Below are 17,406 nucleotides of genomic sequence, written 5' to 3'. Positions count from 1 at the left end.
CCTCGGAACGCCGCGTCGCGCGCTGCCGGATCGGCATTAATTTCATCCGCCGGAGGAGTACGATAGGTATGACCGATCCACGCGACTCCGACGAGCAGGTCCGTGTTGGCGTCCTCTCGCTTCACAACAGCAAGGAGACGAAGGCGATCCTCAACGCCGTCGACGACCTCGGCCACGAGGGCATCTGGCTCCGCCGCGAGAACACCGCGGTCTCGATCGAGGACGGCGACGTCGCGATCGAGCCGGAGGTCGACATCGTCGCCAACCGCCTGCTGCTCTCGAACACCGAAGAGCCCGCCGAGCTGCTGGGGCTCGCGACCACCTTCGAGCGGATCCGGCCGATGCTGAACGAGCCCGCGGCCGTCCTCACCGCGGTCCACAAGTTCGCGACGGCGTCGACGCTGGCGAACTGGAACATCAAGGTCCCCGACGCGCTGCTGGCGCTGTCGAACGACCGGCTGAATCAGGGCCGGCAACGCTTCGGCGAGGTCGGCGTCTACAAGTCCGCGATCGGGACCCACGGCGGCGGGACCTGGAAGGTCGACCTCACGGACCCCGTGAACCCGAAGGTCGGGAACCGGCAGGCGTTCCTCCAGGACCTCATCGAGCGCGACGAGGCCAAGCACCGCGACCTCCGCGTGTACGTCGTCGACGGCCAGGTCATCGGCGCGATGTACCGCTACGCGCCCGAGGGCGAGTGGCGGACGAACGTCGCGCTCGGCGGCGACGTCCTCGACGCGACGGACGATATGCCCGAGGAGGCGCGCGAGACGGCGCTGTACGCCGCCGAGGTGATGGGACTGGACTACGTCGGCGTCGACCTCATCGAGGGCGACGACGGGTGGTTCGTCCTGGAGATGAACCCCACCGCGGGCTTCCGCGGCCTCCACCGCGCCACGGGCCGCAGCCCCGCCCCCTACATCGCCAAGCTCGCCATCGAGCAGGTCGGCGGCGAGGTCGACGACAGTCGGGTAGAAGAGCTGTCGGCGACGCTCGACGACTCACGGCCCGACGGGATGCCGCGGGTCGAGACCGGCCCGGCCGGCGAGCGCCCGACGATCGGCTACATCGAGGAGGTCGTCGTCTCCGGGACCAGCGGGTCGACGCAGGCGTTCGCGAAGTCGGACACCGGCGCGACCCGGACGAGCATCGACACGTCGCTGGCGGCCGAGATCGGTGCGGGACCGATCAAGAGTATGACGCGCGTGAAGTCCGGGTCGGTGAAGTCCGGGAAGGCGCGCCCCGTGGTCGATCTCGTGATCGGGATCGGCGGCACCCAACACACCGTCACCGCGAGCGTCGAGGACCGCTCGCATATGGACTACCCCCTCCTCCTCGGTCGGGACATCCTCCAGCACTACCAGGTCGACGTCACCCGCCGGACCGACGAGGGCGGCCCGGACGACGCGGACCGCGAAGAGGAGTACCTGGAGTAGCGACTCGGGGACGTCGCGCTCGAAGCGGCGACGCGGGCGGAGACGGACGGCCGGTCGGACGCACCAGTACGGGAGTGGCGGACAGGCGGCACCGGTTCGGTTTCCGCGTCGACGTGCCGCACGACCGCTGCGCGACGCGGGTCGGATGTCAGCGCACGGTCGCGGTGGTCCCGTGTTCGTTTATAAGACCTCGCCCGGATCGGGCGCACATACTTAAGTCAGCGAGTCCCAACGACCGATAGATGTCGAGCGAGCAGGCCGACGGACTGCCCGAGGACCTCGACGCGTGGGTGGCCGATCGAGCGGCCGCCACGGGCGAGTCCCGCCCGGAGATCGTCCGTCGGCTGCTCGCGGCCCACCGCCTCCTCGACGAGCACCCGGAACTGTTCGAGGACGGCACGACGCCGGATCCAGCGGCTGTCAGAGACGCGCTAAACGACGGCGCCATCGGCCCGGAGACCGACGGCGCCGCGGCCGCGGAGGCGTTCGCGGACTCGGACGCCGACACGGTGGCGAACGCCCTCGAGGACCTGGTGTCGAGAATCGCCGAACTGGAGGCCGAACTGGACGAGAAGATCACGGACGTCCGCGAGCGGGTCATCCAGGTCAAGCGCGAGACCGACGCGAAGGCGCCCGCGGATCACGACCACCCCGACCTGGAGCGCCGCCTCGAAGGCGGCTTCGAGAACTACGAGGAGGTGTTGCAGTACCTCACCGACCTCAGCGACGACCACGACGCGAAGCTCGACACGCTGGCGTCCGTGATCGCCGACGTCCGAGAGCGCGTTACCGATCTCGAACGGCGGGCCAACGAGCGCGACGCCGCGGCGTCGCTGCGCCGGGAGGCCAACCGCCACGGCGTCACCACGGCCAAGTGCGGCGCCTGCGGCGAGGCCGTCCACCTCGGCCTGCTCGATTCCCCCTACTGCCCGCACTGCGAGGCGACCTTCGAGGAGATCGATCCGAAGCGCGGCTTCTTCGGATCGAACCGCCTGACGGTCGGCCAGCGTCCCGCGCTTGAGGCCGGCACGGACGCCGAAGACGACTCCCTCGGCGGATTCCAGTTCGGCGGGCGGATGTCGGACTCCGGAGTCGGCGTCGGTTCCGACGTCGGCTCCGAGGGGAGTACCAGTCAGGACGGAGGAGAGGGTCGATGAGCGAGACTCCCGACGACGGCGACGGCGAGGAGATCGAATCGGAAGACCGGGGTTCGAAGTCGGGTGAGGGGTCGGATTCCGGTGCTGGTGCTGGTGCTGGTGCGGACACTGACGCCGACACCGACACCCGAACCGACGCACCGCTCGCGGACCTCGCCCGTCAGGTCTCGGAGCGGCGGCGCCAACGCGAGTCCGGTGCGGCGTCGACGGCGTCCCTCGATGCCGATCCGGAATCGGAAGTAGAGCCGGAGGCCGACGTCGATCCGGACGAGCCGTTCCGGAAGATGTCCGTCGCCGAGATCGACGAGGAGTCGCTGTGGTCCTCGCTGGAGGACGCGTCGGAGCCGTCGATCGCGGTCGGATCGCTGACGTCCGGTGACGCCGCTGGGGAGGACACGGAGGGGGCAAAGGCGACCGATGAGCCGAACGAACACGTCATCTCGAAGGGGGACTACTGCCAGAAGTGCCCGTACCTCCACGACCCGCCGGAGCTGGCGTGTACCCACGAGGGGACCGACATCGTCGCCGTCGAGGACGCAGAGCACTTCCGGGTCCGGAACTGCCCGATGGTCGACGAGTAGTCGGGGTTCGGGGTCCACCACTCGCCGCTCGTCAGGGGCGAACGGGCCGAGCCGAGTTTCGGGGACGCTCCCGAGAGACACTTGTGTCCGCAGCGTCTCAGTCCGGCCAAATGCAGTTCTGCGACGAGTGCGGTACGATGATGGTCTCCGAGGGCGGCGAGATGGTCTGCACCAACGAGGACTGCGGCGCCCGCGCCGAACAGGACGCCGAACTGGCCGAGCAGTTCGTCTCGACCGAGGCACAGAGCGACGACGACGTCATCGAGACCACCGAGGACGCGAACTTCGAGGGCAAGCCGACCGCCAGCGACGTGACCTGCGACGAGTGCGGCAACGGCGAGGCCTGGTACACGATCAAGCAGACCGGCTCGGCCGACGAGCCTCCGACGCGCTTTTTCAAATGTACCGAGTGCGGCCACCGCTGGCGCGGGTACAACTGACCCCGTCGGGAGTCCGATCGAGGGCGGCGATCCCGCGGTGATTTCTTGAATGCTCGCGCCGAACGCGGACGTATGTCCCCGCGATCAGTCCTCCCCGACGAGTTCCGCCCGTGGTACCTCCTCGACGCCGCCGCGTTCGTCGTCGGAGTCGGGACCTGGCTCCGCCGCTCGACCAGTTCGGCGGCCGATCTGCTCGCGCTCGACCCGTTCGCGCTCGCCGTCGCGGCGGTTTCGGGCCTCTTCGCGGTGTTCGTGCTCCGCGTCACGCTCGGGAACGTCTGGGGCTACGCCGCGGAGTACGCCAACGCCGGCGGCCAGTGGAGCGACCTCCCCTTCCTCGCTACCATCGGCAGCGGGGCGGCCGCGGCCGTCCTCACCTACGCGGCGACGACGAGCCTCGGCGCGGCGGCCTGGGCCGCGTTCTGGACCTTCGTCGTCGTCGCGGCCCTCGTTGGCGTCGCCGTCCAGTTCGCCGCGGGCTACGGCGAGGCGTCGTAGGCGGAGGCGACGCGCACCCGCCCCGCGCGAACAGGTCGCTCAGTCGCGCTCCAGCAGGAACGCCGCGATCGCTCGCGCGACTGTTCGCTCCCGGCCGACGAAGAAGTGGTCCGCCGCGAACTCCGTGACGTCGAAGCCGCGCTCGCGGGCGAGCTCGACCACCGGCCCGACCGCGGCGACGTCGTCGCGGGCGCCGTAGAAGACGCCGACGCGGACCTCCGCCGGGATCTCGGAGAGGTCGGCGACGACGTCGACGCCGCCGATTCCGGGATCCGTTTCGACGTCCGCCCGCGCCGACCCCAGTCGTGCGGGCGGCGCCAAGGCGGCGACGGCGTCGACGTCCGCACCACGCGCCGCGGCCGAGAGCGCGACCGCCGCACCGAAACTGAATCCGAAGAGAGAGACCCGGTCGTACCGCTCCCGGGCCCACGCGACGGCGTTCGTCGCGTCCGTCCGCTCGCCCCGTCCGCCGTCCCAGGGGCCGTAGTCGAAGCGGAGGCAGTCGACGTCTCTTCCGTTCAATTCGTCGCTCACCGCGGTGAGTCGCCCGTCGCTCCGGGTGCCGCCGTGCTGCGGGTGGGGCGGACAGGCGACCACGCAGCGCGCGGGGTGGGCACCGTCGGAGGCGGCGGCGTCGGCCGCGACGTCGAGCGTCCCGCGGGCGTCGCGGCCGCCCGGCAGGAAGACCGTCTCGCTCATCCCCGGCGCGTTCGGCACGTGAGGTTTTAACTCCGGCGTGCCCAATGCGGGGATATGGGAATCCTCTCACGCGCGTCCTACGTCGTCCGATCGAAAGTGAACGCCCTCCTCAACCGCGCTGAGGACCCCTCGGAGACGCTCGATTACTCCTACGAGCAGATGCGCGACGAACTGCAGGACGTAAAGCAGGGCATCGCCGACCTGACGACCCAGAAGAAGCGCCTCGAAATCCAGAAGCGGCGGCTCGAAGAGAACGTCGAAAAGCACAACGACCAGGCGCGGGAGGCCGTCCGCCAGGACCGCGACGACCTCGCCCGCCAGGCGCTCGAAAAGAAGCAGGCGAAGATGTCCCAGATCGAAGAGCTGGAGACCCAGATCGCGGATCTCCAGAACACCCAGGACAACCTCGTCGAGAAGAAGAACGAACTCCAGAACCGCATCGAGGAGTTCCGCACGAAGAAGGAGACGATGAAGGCCCGTTACGAGGCCGCCGAGGCCTCCTCCCGAGTCTCGGAGGCGATGACGGGCGTCGGCGACGAGATGGAGGACGTCTCTCGCGCCATCGAGCGCGCCGAGGAGCGGACCGACGAGATGGAGGCCCGCGCCGAGGCGATGGACGAACTCGTCGACACCGGCGCCTTCGACGACGCGCTCTCGGACAAGGACAGCATCGACCGGGAACTGGAGAGCGGCCGGACCGCCTCCGAGGTCGACGCCGAGCTCGAAACGCTGAAGGCCGAAGTCGACGGCCAAAGCCAGAGCGGCGGTAGCGGCGACCGGGACGAGGCGGACGCCGACGCGGAGCTCGACGACGTCGAGAGCGACGTCGACGTGGACGTCTCCGACGCCGAGGTCGAGGCCGAACTCGAAGAGCTGAAAGACGACGAGCAGTAGCTCGGCGCCGGCGAGCGCGCCGCGTACCGCCCATCCCCGCCTTCTTTGTGTCCGCTCGTCGAACCCCACAGCGATGGTCGAGGACTCGTCGGCGTCGGGGAGCGAACCGGACGACACGATGCGCCAGCGCGGCGAGGAGAGCCGCACGAAGCTGTGGATCCTGCTCGATGCGAACCGATGGGTCGTCGCCGGCATCGCCGTCGGAGTCTTCTTCGCGGGCGTGATCGTCGCATCGGTGCTCGCTCCGGCCCCGATCGGCGACGCCGGCGATCCGATCGAGACGCTGTTTCAGGGCTTCGTGACCGCCACGATCACCGGCGTCACGCTCGTCGTCTCCATCAATTCGCTCGTCCTCTCGCAGGAGCTCGGGACGCTCGGCGACCAGCGGGACCGAATGGAGGGCGCGATGTCGTTCCGGCGCGACGTCGAGTCCGAACTGGGCCTCGACGTCGCGCCCGCGACGCCGTCGGCGTTCCTCCGACGGCTGGTCGACGCCGTCGAGACGCGCGCCGAACGCCTCCGCGACGCCGCGACGGACGCCGACCTCGACGACGACGTCGCAGAGCAGGTCCGGAACTACGCCGAGGACCTCCGCCGGCACGCCTCGCGCGTCGGCGACGACCTCTCGAACCGGCAGTTCGGGACGTTCGCGGTGCTCTCCTCGGCGCTGGATTTCAATTACTCCTGGAAGGTCCAGGAGGCGCGCCGCCTCCGCGACGAGCGCGTCGGCGACGACGGCGCCACGAGCGACGCGCTCGACGACCTCGTGTCGGTGCTGACGCTGTTCGGCCCCGCGCGCGAGCACTTCAAGACGCTCTACTTCCAGTGGGAACTCGTCGACCTCTCGCGGGCGATGCTCTACACCGCGCTTCCGGCGCTCGTCGTCGCCACGAGTATGCTCCTGTTTCACGCGTCGCTCGACTCGCTCGCGGGCTCGACGCTCGGCGTGACGCACTTCGTCTGGGTCGTCGCCGCGGCCGCGGCGGTCGCGCTCGTCCCCTTCGCAGCCCTGCTGTCGTTCGTGCTCCGGATCGGGACCGTCGCCAAGCGGACCCTCTCGATCGGGCCGTTCATCCTCCGGACGACGGGCGGGAGCCAGGGCGGACAGAGCCCGACCGCGCGGGACAGAGCGGGCGCCGACGAGCGGGAGGCGGAATGATCCGCAGTCGACAGCCTCACTATCCGTCGGTATCGATACCTGATTGATGACCGAGACGACCGACGCCGTCCGCGACGCCCTGGATCCCGAGACGCGGGAGGCGTTCGAAGCACGGGTCGAATCGGAGGCCGAATCGCTCCGGGCGGCCGTCCGCGACGGCAGCTACGACACCGCGACGTTCGCGGTCGGGCTCGAACTCGAAGGGTACGTGATCGACGCCGACGGCGCGCTGGCGCCGGCGCCCGAGCACGTCTTCGACATCGACGGCTGCAGCCGGGAGCTCGGCCTCCACAACGCCGAGCTCCACACGGCCCCGGACGTCGTCTCGGACGCCGGCTTCCGGCGGCAGTTCGACGAGCTCCGGACCACGCTCCGCGACGTGCGGACGGCGCTCGAAGGCGACGGCCGCGACTTCGTCCTCGATGCGATGTGGACCGTCGGCCCCGCGGTCGGCACGCGCGAGTACCTCGACGCGGGCGAGGAGGATGACGGCGTCTTCCGGGCGTCGAACATGCGGCCCGTCCCCCGGTACGTCGCGCTCGATCAGGCCATCCGCGAGGCCAACGACGGGACGATCGAACTCGGGCTGCCCGGGCTCGAGGAGGCGACCTCGATGCTCGTCGAGTCGCTCGCGACGTCGATGCAGCCGCACCTCCAGATCCCCGATCCCGACGACGTGCCGGAGTACCTCAACGTCGCCACGCGGACGATGGGGCCGCTGCTCTCGCTGTCTGCGAACTCCCCGTTCCTGCCGGCGGACTGCTACGAGGGCGACCTCGGCGCCGACCCCGACGTCGTCGACCGGACGCCCCACGAACTCCGGATCCCGATCTTCGAGCGGTCCGTCGACGACGGCGCCGAAAAGTGCCGCGTCCCGCGGGACGTCGAGACGATCGGGGAGCTGATCGACCGGATCGCGACGGACCCGACGCTCGTCGCCGCGCCGGATGCGATGCGGGCGGTCGGAACCGGCGGCGACGCGGAGGACGCGGGCGCCGACGCCGAGGCCGATGCCGATGCCGACCCGTACCCCGCCTTCAGCGCCAAGCGCGGCACGTACTGGCGGTGGGTCCGCCCGGTCTTTGGCGGGGACCTCCCCCGCGGGCCAGACGGCGAGGTCGACCCCGACGGGACTCGGACCTCCGTCAGGATCGAGTACCGCCCGCTGCCGACTCAGCCGACGCTCCGCGACACCGTCGGGCTCCAGGCGCTCGTCGCCGGCGTCCTCCGCGGCGTCGACGTGACGGACCACCCGCTCGCGTCGCTGTCGTGGGAGGACGCCCGCACGTCGTTCTACGCGGCCGTCGAAGACGGTCCCGACGCGGACCTCCGCTGGGTGGACCGCGACGGCGAGGCGACGACGGCGACGCCGCGGATCTACGACGAACTGTTCTCGCTGGCGCGGCGCGGCCTCGACGACCTCGGGGTCGGCGCCGAGGCGATCGAGTGGGCGCTGTCGCCGATCGAGGCGCGCCGCGAGGCGACCTACACGAGCCCGAGCGCGTGGAAGCGCGCGCGGGTCCGGGAGGCTCGGACCGACGGGGCCGACCTCCCGGAGGCGATCAGGGTGATGCAGTCGGCCTACGTCGATCACGCGGCCGGCGGCGTGCCGTTCGCGGAGTGGTAGACGGAGACAGGAGCGATTACGGCTCGTCCCCGTCGCCGTCGATGACCGCGTCGAGACGCTCGAAGTACTCCTCCCGCGGGATCTGGTACGCCTCCCGGTAGTCGACCGCGCCCGCGGCGAAGCGGCGCGCGAGATCGTGAGCCCCCTCGATGGCCGCCGCCCGGCTGTCGTAGGACTCCGCGACGGCTTCGACCTCGGGCTCTAGGGTGAGCACGACGTGCCAGGTCGCGGTCCGGACCCGCGAGGCGCCCGGACGCGGGGCGCGCGAGCGGTTCGAGATCAGGATGGTGGGCAGACACGCCGCGGGGAGGCCCTCGCGCTCGTTGAACACGTCGGGGCGGAACACGAGGATCCGCCGCCCGCGGGGTTCGTCGTTCCAGAGCGTCCAGCCGTCGGGCGGTTCGGCGGGCGGGGACGCGTCCGCGTCGGCCGCGGCCTCGCCTTCCGGCCCTGCCTCCTCGGGAGGGTCGTCCATACGAGGACGTTTCTGTGCGAGCCTACAAATATCGTCGCGTTCGGACTGATTCGGTGACCGCGCGGGCATAAACCGCGAAACCGAAGGAAGGCTTATGTGTGCGTATCCCTCACACACTCTCAGTCTCGGTCGATCGGATCGAGCGACTGCCCGCACACGCATCACGCGCCGAATACCGACGTTCTGTCGCCCTGTCGCCGTCTCGTCGCCGCTGCCTCGCGCCGTCTCGCCGCCTGCGTGACCAACGGGAGCTACGTCCCGGTGGTGCCGCGAACGCGTCATCGTTCGCGCGGGGCCGGCCTCCCGAGGACCGGTCCCGACGTCGCTCCCCGAGACGGAGAAACAATGAACGGTGACAGAGAAACCCTCGAATCACTCAGTCGGCAGTACAAGGACTCGGTTCCCTCGGACCTCCGCGAAGCGAAGTCGTTCGAGTGGTACCTTGATGCGGTGTACGAGGACCCGCGAATCGCCCGCAACGCCCACCAGCGCGTGGCGGATATGTTCGACCACTACGGCACCGACTACGACGAGGACGCCGGCGTCGTGGAGTACCGAATGGCCGCCGAGGACCCGCTCCACGACGGCGAGAACACCTTCTACGGCCGCGAGGTCCACGAGTCGATCCACGAGTTCGTGAACAAGGTGAAGTCCGGCGCCCGCGGACTCGGCCCGGAAAAGCGGATCAAGCTCCTCTTGGGCCCGGTCGGCTCCGGGAAGTCCCACTTCGACTGGATGGTCCGGCGCTACTTCGAGGACTACACCACGACCGACGCGGGCCGGATGTACACCTTCCGCTGGACCGACCTCTGTGAGGTCATCCGCGATCAGGACCCCGAGGACGACGTCGTGACCTCGCCGATGAATCAGGACCCGCTCGTGCTCCTCCCCCAGGAGCAGCGCGACGAGGTGATCGACCGACTGAACGAGCGGCTGGAGGCGCCCTACACCATCCGGAACGACCAGACGCTCGATCCCGCCTCCGAGTTCTACCTCGACAAGCTCCTGGCGCGCTACGACGACGACCTCCAGACCGTCCTGGAGAACCACGTCGAGATCGTCCGGCTCCTCGCCAGCGAGAACAAGCGCCAGTGCGTCGAGACCTTCGAGCCGAAGGACAAGAAGAATCAGGACGAGACCGAACTCACCGGCGACGTCAACTACTCGAAGCTCGCGGTCTACGGCGAGTCCGACCCCCGCGCCTTCGACTACTCCGGCGCGTTCTGCAACGCGAATCGGGGACTGTTCTCCGGCGAGGAACTGTTGAAGCTCCAGCGGGAGTTCCTCTACGACTTCCTGCACGCCTCCCAGGAGCAGACGATCAAGCCGAAGAACAACCCCCGGATCGACATCGACCAGGTGATCGTCGGGCGGACGAACATGCCCGAGTACAGGGAGAAGAAGGGCGACGAGAAGATGGAGGCGTTCAACGACCGGACGAAGCGCATCGACTTCCCCTACGTATTAGAGTACGACGAGGAGGCCGAGATCTACCGGAAGATGCTCCGTAACGCCGACGTGCCGGATATGCACATCGAGCCCCACGCCCTGGAGATGGCGGGGCTGTTCGGCGTCCTCACGCGGATCACCGAACCCGACGAGAACGTCTCGCTCGTCCAGAAGGCGAAGGCGTATAACGGAGAGATCGACGACGGCGACGACGTCGACGTCCGGAAGCTCCGGGAGGCCGGCGAGGAGAAGGCCGACATCGCCGAGGGGATGGACGGCGTCTCCGCGCGCTTCATCGGCGACGAGATCGCCGAGGCGATTATGGACTCGACCCACCGCGGGCGCTCGTACCTCTCGCCGCTCACGGTCTTCTCGCACTTCGAGGCCAACCTCGAGAACCACGGCTCGATCCCCGAGGAGAACCTCGATCGGTACTACCGCTACCTCGAACTCGTCCGCGAGGAGTACAAAGAGCGCGCCATCGAGGACGTCCGCCACGCGCTGGCCTACGACATCGACGAGATCCGCCGCCAGGGCGAGAAGTACATGGACCACGTGATGGCCTACATCGACGACGACACCGTCGAGGACGAACTCACCGGGCGCGAACAGGACCCCGACGAGACGTTCCTCCGGTCCGTCGAGGAGAAGCTCGACATCCCCGAGGACCGGAAGGACGACTTCCGCCAGGAGGTCTCGAACTGGGTCTCCCGGCGCGCCCGCGACGGCACCTCCTTCGATCCGCAGGACAACGACCGCCTGCGCCGCGCCCTCGAACGAAAGCTCTGGGAGGACAAGAAGCACAACATCAACTTCTCCGCGCTTGTCAGCGCCAACGAACTCGACGACGACGAGCGGAGCGCGTGGATCGACGCGCTGATCGAGCAGGGGTACTCCTCGGAGGGCGCACGCGAGGTGCTCGAGTTCGCCGGCGCGGAGGTGGCAAAGAGCGAGCTAGAGGGCTAAGATGACGGCACACACGAACGCCGCGCGGGACTACGTCGAACGCGCCGACGAGCACCTCCGCGGCACCTACGAGGAGCCGATGAGCCTCGCAGAGTACGTCGAGGCCGCCTTCGAGCGCCCCTCGATCGCCGCCCACGCCTCGAAGTACCTGCTCGATGCGATCGAGTCGATGGGGACCCGCGAGGTGCTCGAAGAGGGCGAGATCCGCGAGCGCTACCGCTTCTTCGACGACCCCGCGAACGACGGCGAACACGCCGTGTTGGGCAACACCGAGGTCCTCAACCGCTTCGTCGACGACCTGCGGACGATCGCCGCCGAGCGGGGCAAATCCGAGAAGATCCTCTGGTTCGACGGGCCGACGGCCACGGGCAAGTCCGAACTGAAGCGCTGTCTCATCAACGGCCTGCGCGCGTACTCGCGGACCGATTCGGGCCGGCGCTACACCGTCGAGTGGAACATCGCCGCCGGCCGCGACACCCGCGGGCTCTCCTACGGCGGGGAGGCTGACCCCGACCGCGAGGAGGACTGGTACGAGAGCCCCGTCCAGGCCCATCCCCTCTCCGTGTTCCCCGACGACGTCCGCGCCGATCTGCTGGAGGCGCTGAACCGCGAGTCCGGCGACCACGTACCGATCGCGGTCGGGAACGACCTCGATCCCTTCTCCCGGGAGGCCTACGACCACCTCGAAGAGCGGTACCGCCGGGAGGGGACCCGCGAGCTGTTCTCGGCGGTCACGGACCCGACCCACCTCCGGGTGAAGAACTACGTCGTCGACGTCGGCCGCGGCATCGGCGTCCTCCACTCCGAGGACGACGGCACGCCGAAGGAGCGCCTCGTCGGCTCGTGGATGCCGGGGATGCTCCGCGAACTCGACTCCAGGGGTCGGAAGAACCCCCAGGCGTTCAGCTACGACGGCGTGCTCTCGCAGGGCAACGGCCTGCTCACGATCGTCGAGGACGCCGCCCAGCACGCGGACCTGCTCCAGAAACTGCTGAACGTCCCCGACGAGGGCCACGTCAAGCTCGACAAGGGCATCGGGATGGACGTCGACACCCAACTGCTCATCATCTCGAACCCGGACCTCGACGCCGAGCTCGACAAGTACGCCGACCGGAACGGCCGAGATCCGCTGAAGGCGCTCAAGCGTCGGCTCGACAAACACGAGTTCCGGTACCTCACCAACGTCTCGCTCGAAGCGGAGCTGATCCGCCGCGAGCTCACGGACGAGACCTCGGTGTGGACCGTCGCCGACGAGGCCGACCTCCGCGAGCGGATCCGCGCGCCGCTTTCGGTCGAGGTGCGGAGCGGCCCCGGATCAGTGAACGAGCGCGAGCTCGCGCCCCACGCCGTCGAGGCCGCGGCGATGTACAGCGTCCTCACGCGGCTCGACACCGACGACGTGCCGTCGGGCTACGAGCTGGTCGACAAGGCGCTGCTCTTCGACTTCGGCTACGTCCAGGACGGCGACACCCGGACCTCCGTCGAGGAGTTCGACTTCGACGGCGACGACGGCGTCCACGGCATCCCCGTCACGTTCACCCGCGACGTCGTCGCCGACCTGCTCCACGAGGACACCGGACGGCGCCACGCCGACCTCGACGTCGAACGCGTGCTCCTCCCCGAGGACGTCCTGGACGCGATGGCCGACGCACTCCAGGACGCGCCGGTCTTCTCCCGCTCGGAGCGCGCCGAGTACGAGGGTCGCGTCACCCAGGCCAAGGAGTACATCCTCGACCGCCAGGAAGCGGACGTCCTCTCGGCGCTGCTCGCAGAGCGCTCCGTCGATCGCGAGACGGTCGCGGAGTACGTCGAACACGTCTACGCGTGGGCCGGCGACGAGCAGGTCGAGACCGAACGCGGCCCCGTCGACCCCGACCCGCTCCTGATGAAACTCTTCGAGACCGAACAGCTGGGCCGCTTCGCCGACGAGGACTACCTCGGGAACCGCCCGACCGACGCGGTGGCGGAGTTCCGCAGGGAGAAGATCATCACCGCCCTGAACCGCTACGCCTGGGAGAACCGCGACGAGGGCTTCACCGTCGACGACGTCGAGCTCTCGGAGATCCCGGTGATCCGCTCTGTGCTCGACACCTACGACTGGAGCGACGTCAGGCGGCTCTACGAGGACTTCGACCCCGCCCAGTGGGACGACCCGCCGGAGGGGACCGAAACCGAGCGGCTGAAGGACCAGACCATCGCGGAGCTGACGACCCGGGGCTACACCGAGGCCTCCGCCGAACTGACGAGCCGGGCGGTCCTCCGGGAGGTGCGCCACCGATGGGACTGAGAGAGGACCTCGAACGGTTCAAGGAGATCGGCGAGGAGCGCCGCGAGGACCTGGAGTCGTTCATCCGCTACGGCGACCTCAGCGGCTCGGAGTCGGACACGATCGAGATCCCGATCAAGGTCGTCGATCTACCGGAGTTCGAGTACGACCGCCTCGACAAGGGTGGCGTCGGCCAGGGCCAAGGGGACACCCCGGACGTCGGCCAGCCCGTGGGCCAGCCGGAGGCCCAGCCCGGCGACGGCGACGGAGACGGGGACGAAGACGGCGAGCCGGGCGAGGAGGGCGGCGAGCACGGCCACTACGAGATGGACCCCGAGGAGTTCGCCGAGGAGCTCGACGAGGAGCTCGGCCTGGACCTCGAACCCAAGGGCAAGGAGGTGATCGAGGAGGTCGAAGGCGACTTCACCGACGTCACGCGCACCGGGCCGAACAGCACGCTCGACTTCGAGCGCCTGTTCAAACAGGGCCTCAAGCGCAAGCTCGCGACCGACTTCGACGAGGAGTTCGTCCGCGAGGCGATGCGCGTCGCGGGCGCGACGCCCGAGTCCGTCTACGAGTGGTGTCGCGGTGAGAACATCCTCGTCTCGCTGGCGTGGATCGAGTCCGAGTGGGACGCGATCCCCGGTGAGGAACGGGGCCGCTGGGACTCCTTCGCGCAGATGACCGAAGAGGTCGAGCGGACGACGGCCGTCCAGCGCATCCGTCGGAAGGGCCTCAAGGAGGTGCCCTTCCGCCGCGACGACGAGCGCTACCGTCACCCCGAGATCGAGGAGAAGAAGCAGAAGAACGTCGTCGTCGTCAACATCCGCGACGTCTCGGGATCGATGCGGGAGACCAAGCGCGAGCTCGTCGAGCGGACGTTCACGCCGCTGGACTGGTACCTCCAGGGCAAGTACGACAACGCGGAGTTCGTCTACATCGCCCACGACGCCGACGCCTGGGAGGTCGACCGCGAGGAGTTCTTCGGCATCCGCTCGGGCGGCGGCACCCGGATCTCCAGCGCCTACGAGCTCGCGAAGGAGATCTTAGAGGAGGAGTACCCCTGGGCGGAGTGGAACCGCTACGTCTTCGCCGCCGGCGACTCCGAGAACTCCTCGAACGACACGACCGAGAAGGTGATCCCGCTGATGCGGGACATCCCGGCGAACCTCCACGCCTACGTGGAGACCCAGCCCGGCGGGACCGCGATCAACGCGACCCACGCAGAGGAGGTCGAGAGCGCGTTCGGCGACGGTGACGGCGTGGTCGTCGCCCGCGTCGGCGCCGCCGAGGACGTCACCGACGCGATCTACGAGGTGCTGTCGACCGAATCAGGATCCGACGGAGGCAACGAATGAGCAGACCAGACCGATTCAGACGCGTCGCCCGCGAGGAGGCCGACAGACTGGAGGAGCCGGTCGAGGAGGCCGCGAACCTCGCCCGCAAGCTCGGACTCGACCCCTACCCGGTGAACTACTGGATCGTCGACCACGACGAGATGAACCAACTGATCGCCTACGGCGGCTTCCAGACCCGCTATCCGCACTGGCGCTGGGGGATGACCTACGACCGCCAGCGGAAGCAGGACCAGTTCGGGATGGGCAAGGCCTTCGAGATCGTCAACAACGACGATCCGAGCCACGCCTTCCTCCAGGAGTCGAATTCCCTCGCGGACCAGAAGGCGGTCATCACCCACGTCGAGGCGCACGCGGACTTCTTCCGCAACAACGAGTGGTTCTCCCGCTTTTCGGGCGACGGCGACCTCGACGCCGCCGCGATGCTGGAGCGCCACGCCGAGACGATCCAGCGCTACGTCGACGACCCCGACATCGACCAGGAGGCCGTCGAGCGCTTCGTCGACGCCGTCACCTGCCTGGAGGACACGATCGACCAGCACCACCCGATCGACGCCGACCGCGACGGCGAGCCCACCGAACCGGAGGACCTCCGGGAGCGACTCGACGAGATGGACCTCTCCGAGACGGTCCAGGGCGCGGTCTTCGACGACGAGTGGCTCGACGAACTCGCCGCTGCGGAGGCGGCCGCCGCCGACCTCGACCACCCGCGGACGGACGTGCTCGGGTTCCTCCGCGAGCACGGGACGGTCTACGACCCCGAAAGCAAGGAGGCCGTCGAGATGGAGTCCTGGCAGAAGGACATCCTGGATCTGCTCCGCCGGGAGGCGTACTACTTCGCCCCCCAGAAGATGACGAAGACGATGAACGAGGGCTGGGCCGCCTACTGGGAGTCGCTGATGATGGGTGAAGAGCGCTTCGCCGGCAGGGACGAGTTCCTCACCTACGCGGACCACCAATCGAGGGTGCTCGGCTCGCCGGGGCTGAACCCCTACAAGCTCGGCAAGGAGCTGTGGGAGTACGTCGAGAACGCCGAAAACAGGCGCGAAGTCGCCGACAAGCTCCTCCGCGTCGAGGGGATCACCTGGCGGAACTTCCACGACGTCGTCGACTTCGACGAGGTCCAAGACCGCCTGGAGCCCCACCCGGCGATCGACGGGGTCAGCTCTGAGACGCTCTCAGATCTCGCGGCGCTCCCCGAGGGCGACCCCCGCGTCGACTGGGAGACGCTCGATCGGGCGCTGTCGGACCCCGAGGCGGTCGACGTCGACCGATACCCCTGGAAGGTGCTCACCTACGAGGGGCTCGCGGAGCGTCACTTCTCGCTCGTGAAGCCGCAGTACCGCGGATTCCTCCGCCGGATTCGCCGGGAGAAGCTCGAACAGCTCTCCCGCTATATGTTCGACGACGAGAAGTACGACACCGTCGAGGCCGCGATCGCAGACGTCGACCGGACGGCCGGCTGGGATCGGATGCGGGAGGTCCGCGAGAGCCACAACGACGTGACGTTCGTCGACGCGTTCCTCTCGCCGGAGTTCGTCGAGTCGAACAACTACTTCACCTACGAGTACACCCGCTCGACCGGCGACTTCCGGGTGGCTTCTGTCGACCCCGACGACGTGAAGAAGAAGCTCCTCTTGCAGTTCACCAACTTCGGGAAGCCGACGATCGCGGTCTTCGACGACAACTTCGGCAACCGCGGCGAGCTCCTCTTGGGCCACCGCTACAACGGCGTGATGCTCGACCTCGACCAGGCCCAGGACGTCCTCGAACGCGTCCACGAGCTGTGGGGCCGGCCGGTCCACCTGATGACGATCCGGAAGGAGTACGACGAACACGACGTCGAGGTCGCGCGCCGTCGGAACCGCGAGCCGGAGCCGACCGAGGTGGGGCTCCGGATCCGCTACGACGGCGAGAGCTTCGAGGAGTTCGATCTCGATCCCGACTTGGAGCGCCGGATCCAGGCCGCCGACGTCGACTACGACACCAAGCCCGACGAGTGGCTGTCGTAGTCCCGTCGCGGCCGCCTCAGGCGTCGCCGCGTCCGATTCCGCTCCCGCCCGTCACCGGCGGGAACATCGCGAGTTCGTCGCCGTCGTCGACGCCCTCCGAGAGGGAGGTCGGCGAGCCGTTCCGCATCAGATTCACGTCGTCCGTGAGCTCGTCCCCGTCGAAGATCCGTTCCCGGAGGTCGTCTCTCCCGTCGAGCAGGGCCGCGAGCGCGTCCTCGACCGTGGCGTCGGCCTCGATCGAGACCGTGTGTTCCCGCCCGCCGGCGACCTCGGCGAGGTCGGCGAAGAGCCGCCAGTTGACCGTGTCCATACCCTCACTCGCGCCCGGGCCGAGTTGAGCGTTACGCAGTGGGACCGGCGGACGATCTGCCGCGCTGACGGGGCGGCCGGCG

Annotated in this window: 15 protein-coding genes; 12 read left to right on the top strand and 3 right to left on the bottom strand. The window is 68.8% G+C overall.

Annotated features, from left to right (window positions below):
- Positions 1 to 68: 68 nt before the first annotated feature.
- From OS889_RS10560 to OS889_RS10540, 5 genes are all read left to right on the top strand, one after another.
- Positions 69 to 1,436, top strand: coding sequence for a putative ATP-dependent zinc protease (locus OS889_RS10560; RefSeq protein WP_372389729.1), 1,368 nt, complete (start codon positions 69 to 71; stop codon positions 1,434 to 1,436).
- A 242-nt stretch (positions 1,437 to 1,678) separates the two neighbouring features.
- Complete coding sequence (locus tag OS889_RS10555) at positions 1,679 to 2,593, top strand: CopG family transcriptional regulator (RefSeq protein ID WP_372389727.1); 915 nt, start codon at positions 1,679 to 1,681, stop codon at positions 2,591 to 2,593.
- A complete protein-coding gene (locus OS889_RS10550) occupies positions 2,590 to 3,174 on the top strand; it encodes a DUF8135 domain-containing protein (RefSeq protein WP_372389726.1) in 585 nt (194 codons plus the stop codon). Before OS889_RS10555 ends, OS889_RS10550 begins: the two co-directional genes overlap by 4 nt.
- Before the next feature lie 110 nt (positions 3,175 to 3,284).
- Entirely contained in the window at positions 3,285 to 3,614 is a 330-nt protein-coding gene (locus tag OS889_RS10545; RefSeq protein ID WP_372389725.1) for a transcription factor S, read from the top strand.
- Between the two features lie 72 nt (positions 3,615 to 3,686).
- Complete coding sequence (locus tag OS889_RS10540; RefSeq protein WP_372389724.1) at positions 3,687 to 4,112, top strand: hypothetical protein; 426 nt, start codon at positions 3,687 to 3,689, stop codon at positions 4,110 to 4,112.
- 39 nt (positions 4,113 to 4,151) lie between these two features.
- Here the strand turns inward: OS889_RS10540 and OS889_RS10535 are convergent, their stop codons facing one another.
- The gene (locus OS889_RS10535) at positions 4,152 to 4,811 is read right to left on the bottom strand and encodes an alpha/beta hydrolase (RefSeq protein ID WP_372389723.1); all 660 of its coding nucleotides are present in this window, start codon (positions 4,809 to 4,811) and stop codon (positions 4,152 to 4,154) included.
- Between the two features lie 54 nt (positions 4,812 to 4,865).
- Between OS889_RS10535 and OS889_RS10530 the strand changes: the two genes are divergently transcribed.
- From OS889_RS10530 to OS889_RS10520, 3 genes are all read left to right on the top strand, one after another.
- The gene (locus tag OS889_RS10530) at positions 4,866 to 5,705 is read left to right on the top strand and encodes a PspA/IM30 family protein (protein WP_372389721.1); all 840 of its coding nucleotides are present in this window, start codon (positions 4,866 to 4,868) and stop codon (positions 5,703 to 5,705) included.
- A gap of 73 nt (positions 5,706 to 5,778) precedes the next feature.
- Positions 5,779 to 6,864, top strand: coding sequence for a DUF7972 family membrane protein (locus OS889_RS10525; protein WP_372389719.1), 1,086 nt, complete (start codon positions 5,779 to 5,781; stop codon positions 6,862 to 6,864).
- A 46-nt stretch (positions 6,865 to 6,910) separates the two neighbouring features.
- Positions 6,911 to 8,491 carry a glutamate-cysteine ligase family protein gene (locus tag OS889_RS10520; protein ID WP_372389717.1) on the top strand — a complete coding sequence of 527 codons (1,581 nt, stop codon included), beginning with the start codon at positions 6,911 to 6,913 and terminating at the stop codon, positions 8,489 to 8,491.
- A gap of 16 nt (positions 8,492 to 8,507) precedes the next feature.
- Here OS889_RS10520 and OS889_RS10515 read toward each other — a convergent pair whose 3' ends face one another.
- A complete protein-coding gene (locus OS889_RS10515) occupies positions 8,508 to 8,966 on the bottom strand; it encodes a DUF5820 family protein (protein WP_372389715.1) in 459 nt (152 codons plus the stop codon).
- A 345-nt stretch (positions 8,967 to 9,311) separates the two neighbouring features.
- Here OS889_RS10515 and OS889_RS10510 point away from each other — a divergent pair, with 345 nt between their 5' ends.
- The 4 genes from OS889_RS10510 to OS889_RS10495 are packed head-to-tail and all read left to right on the top strand — an operon-like array spanning position 9,312 to position 17,014.
- Positions 9,312 to 11,381, top strand: coding sequence for a PrkA family serine protein kinase (locus OS889_RS10510; protein ID WP_372389714.1), 2,070 nt, complete (start codon positions 9,312 to 9,314; stop codon positions 11,379 to 11,381).
- 1 nt (position 11,382) lies between these two features.
- Positions 11,383 to 13,668, top strand: a complete 2,286-nt coding sequence (locus OS889_RS10505) for a PrkA family serine protein kinase (protein ID WP_372389711.1) — start codon at positions 11,383 to 11,385, stop codon at positions 13,666 to 13,668.
- Positions 13,659 to 15,005, top strand: a complete 1,347-nt coding sequence (locus OS889_RS10500; protein ID WP_372389709.1) for a YeaH/YhbH family protein — start codon at positions 13,659 to 13,661, stop codon at positions 15,003 to 15,005. Before OS889_RS10505 ends, OS889_RS10500 begins: the two co-directional genes overlap by 10 nt.
- The gene (locus OS889_RS10495; RefSeq protein ID WP_372389706.1) at positions 15,002 to 17,014 is read left to right on the top strand and encodes a SpoVR family protein; all 2,013 of its coding nucleotides are present in this window, start codon (positions 15,002 to 15,004) and stop codon (positions 17,012 to 17,014) included. The genes OS889_RS10500 and OS889_RS10495 overlap by 4 nt, the downstream gene beginning before the upstream one ends.
- A 16-nt stretch (positions 17,015 to 17,030) precedes the next feature.
- On the opposite strand, the gene OS889_RS10490 is transcribed toward OS889_RS10495, so the two are convergent.
- Positions 17,031 to 17,324: a ubiquitin-like small modifier protein 1 gene (locus tag OS889_RS10490; protein WP_372389704.1), complete on the bottom strand. Its 294-nt coding sequence runs from the start codon at positions 17,322 to 17,324 to the stop codon at positions 17,031 to 17,033.
- Positions 17,325 to 17,406 lie beyond the last annotated feature (82 nt).

The sequence above is a fragment of the Halobellus sp. MBLA0158 genome (assembly GCF_041477585.1).
In the GTDB taxonomy this organism is placed as follows: Archaea; Halobacteriota; Halobacteria; order Halobacteriales; family Haloferacaceae; genus Haloquadratum; species Haloquadratum rubicundus.
Note: the sequence above shows the minus strand (reverse complement) of the source record. Positions and strands in the feature narration are given on the sequence as shown.

Bases quoted from the DNA above. Each gene is read 5' to 3' on its own strand.
- OS889_RS10560 (WP_372389729.1), top strand. From the start codon at position 69: ATGACCGATCCACGCGACTCCGACGAGCAGGTCCGTGTTGGCGTCCTC.
- OS889_RS10555 (WP_372389727.1), top strand. From the start codon at position 1,679: ATGTCGAGCGAGCAGGCCGACGGACTGCCCGAGGACCTCGACGCGTGG.
- OS889_RS10550 (WP_372389726.1), top strand. From the start codon at position 2,590: ATGAGCGAGACTCCCGACGACGGCGACGGCGAGGAGATCGAATCGGAA.
- OS889_RS10545 (WP_372389725.1), top strand. From the start codon at position 3,285: ATGCAGTTCTGCGACGAGTGCGGTACGATGATGGTCTCCGAGGGCGGC.
- OS889_RS10540 (WP_372389724.1), top strand. From the start codon at position 3,687: ATGTCCCCGCGATCAGTCCTCCCCGACGAGTTCCGCCCGTGGTACCTC.
- OS889_RS10535 (WP_372389723.1), bottom strand. From the start codon at position 4,811: ATGAGCGAGACGGTCTTCCTGCCGGGCGGCCGCGACGCCCGCGGGACG.
- OS889_RS10530 (WP_372389721.1), top strand. From the start codon at position 4,866: ATGGGAATCCTCTCACGCGCGTCCTACGTCGTCCGATCGAAAGTGAAC.
- OS889_RS10525 (WP_372389719.1), top strand. From the start codon at position 5,779: ATGGTCGAGGACTCGTCGGCGTCGGGGAGCGAACCGGACGACACGATG.
- OS889_RS10520 (WP_372389717.1), top strand. From the start codon at position 6,911: ATGACCGAGACGACCGACGCCGTCCGCGACGCCCTGGATCCCGAGACG.
- OS889_RS10515 (WP_372389715.1), bottom strand. From the start codon at position 8,966: ATGGACGACCCTCCCGAGGAGGCAGGGCCGGAAGGCGAGGCCGCGGCC.
- OS889_RS10510 (WP_372389714.1), top strand. From the start codon at position 9,312: ATGAACGGTGACAGAGAAACCCTCGAATCACTCAGTCGGCAGTACAAG.
- OS889_RS10505 (WP_372389711.1), top strand. From the start codon at position 11,383: ATGACGGCACACACGAACGCCGCGCGGGACTACGTCGAACGCGCCGAC.
- OS889_RS10500 (WP_372389709.1), top strand. From the start codon at position 13,659: ATGGGACTGAGAGAGGACCTCGAACGGTTCAAGGAGATCGGCGAGGAG.
- OS889_RS10495 (WP_372389706.1), top strand. From the start codon at position 15,002: ATGAGCAGACCAGACCGATTCAGACGCGTCGCCCGCGAGGAGGCCGAC.
- OS889_RS10490 (WP_372389704.1), bottom strand. From the start codon at position 17,324: ATGGACACGGTCAACTGGCGGCTCTTCGCCGACCTCGCCGAGGTCGCC.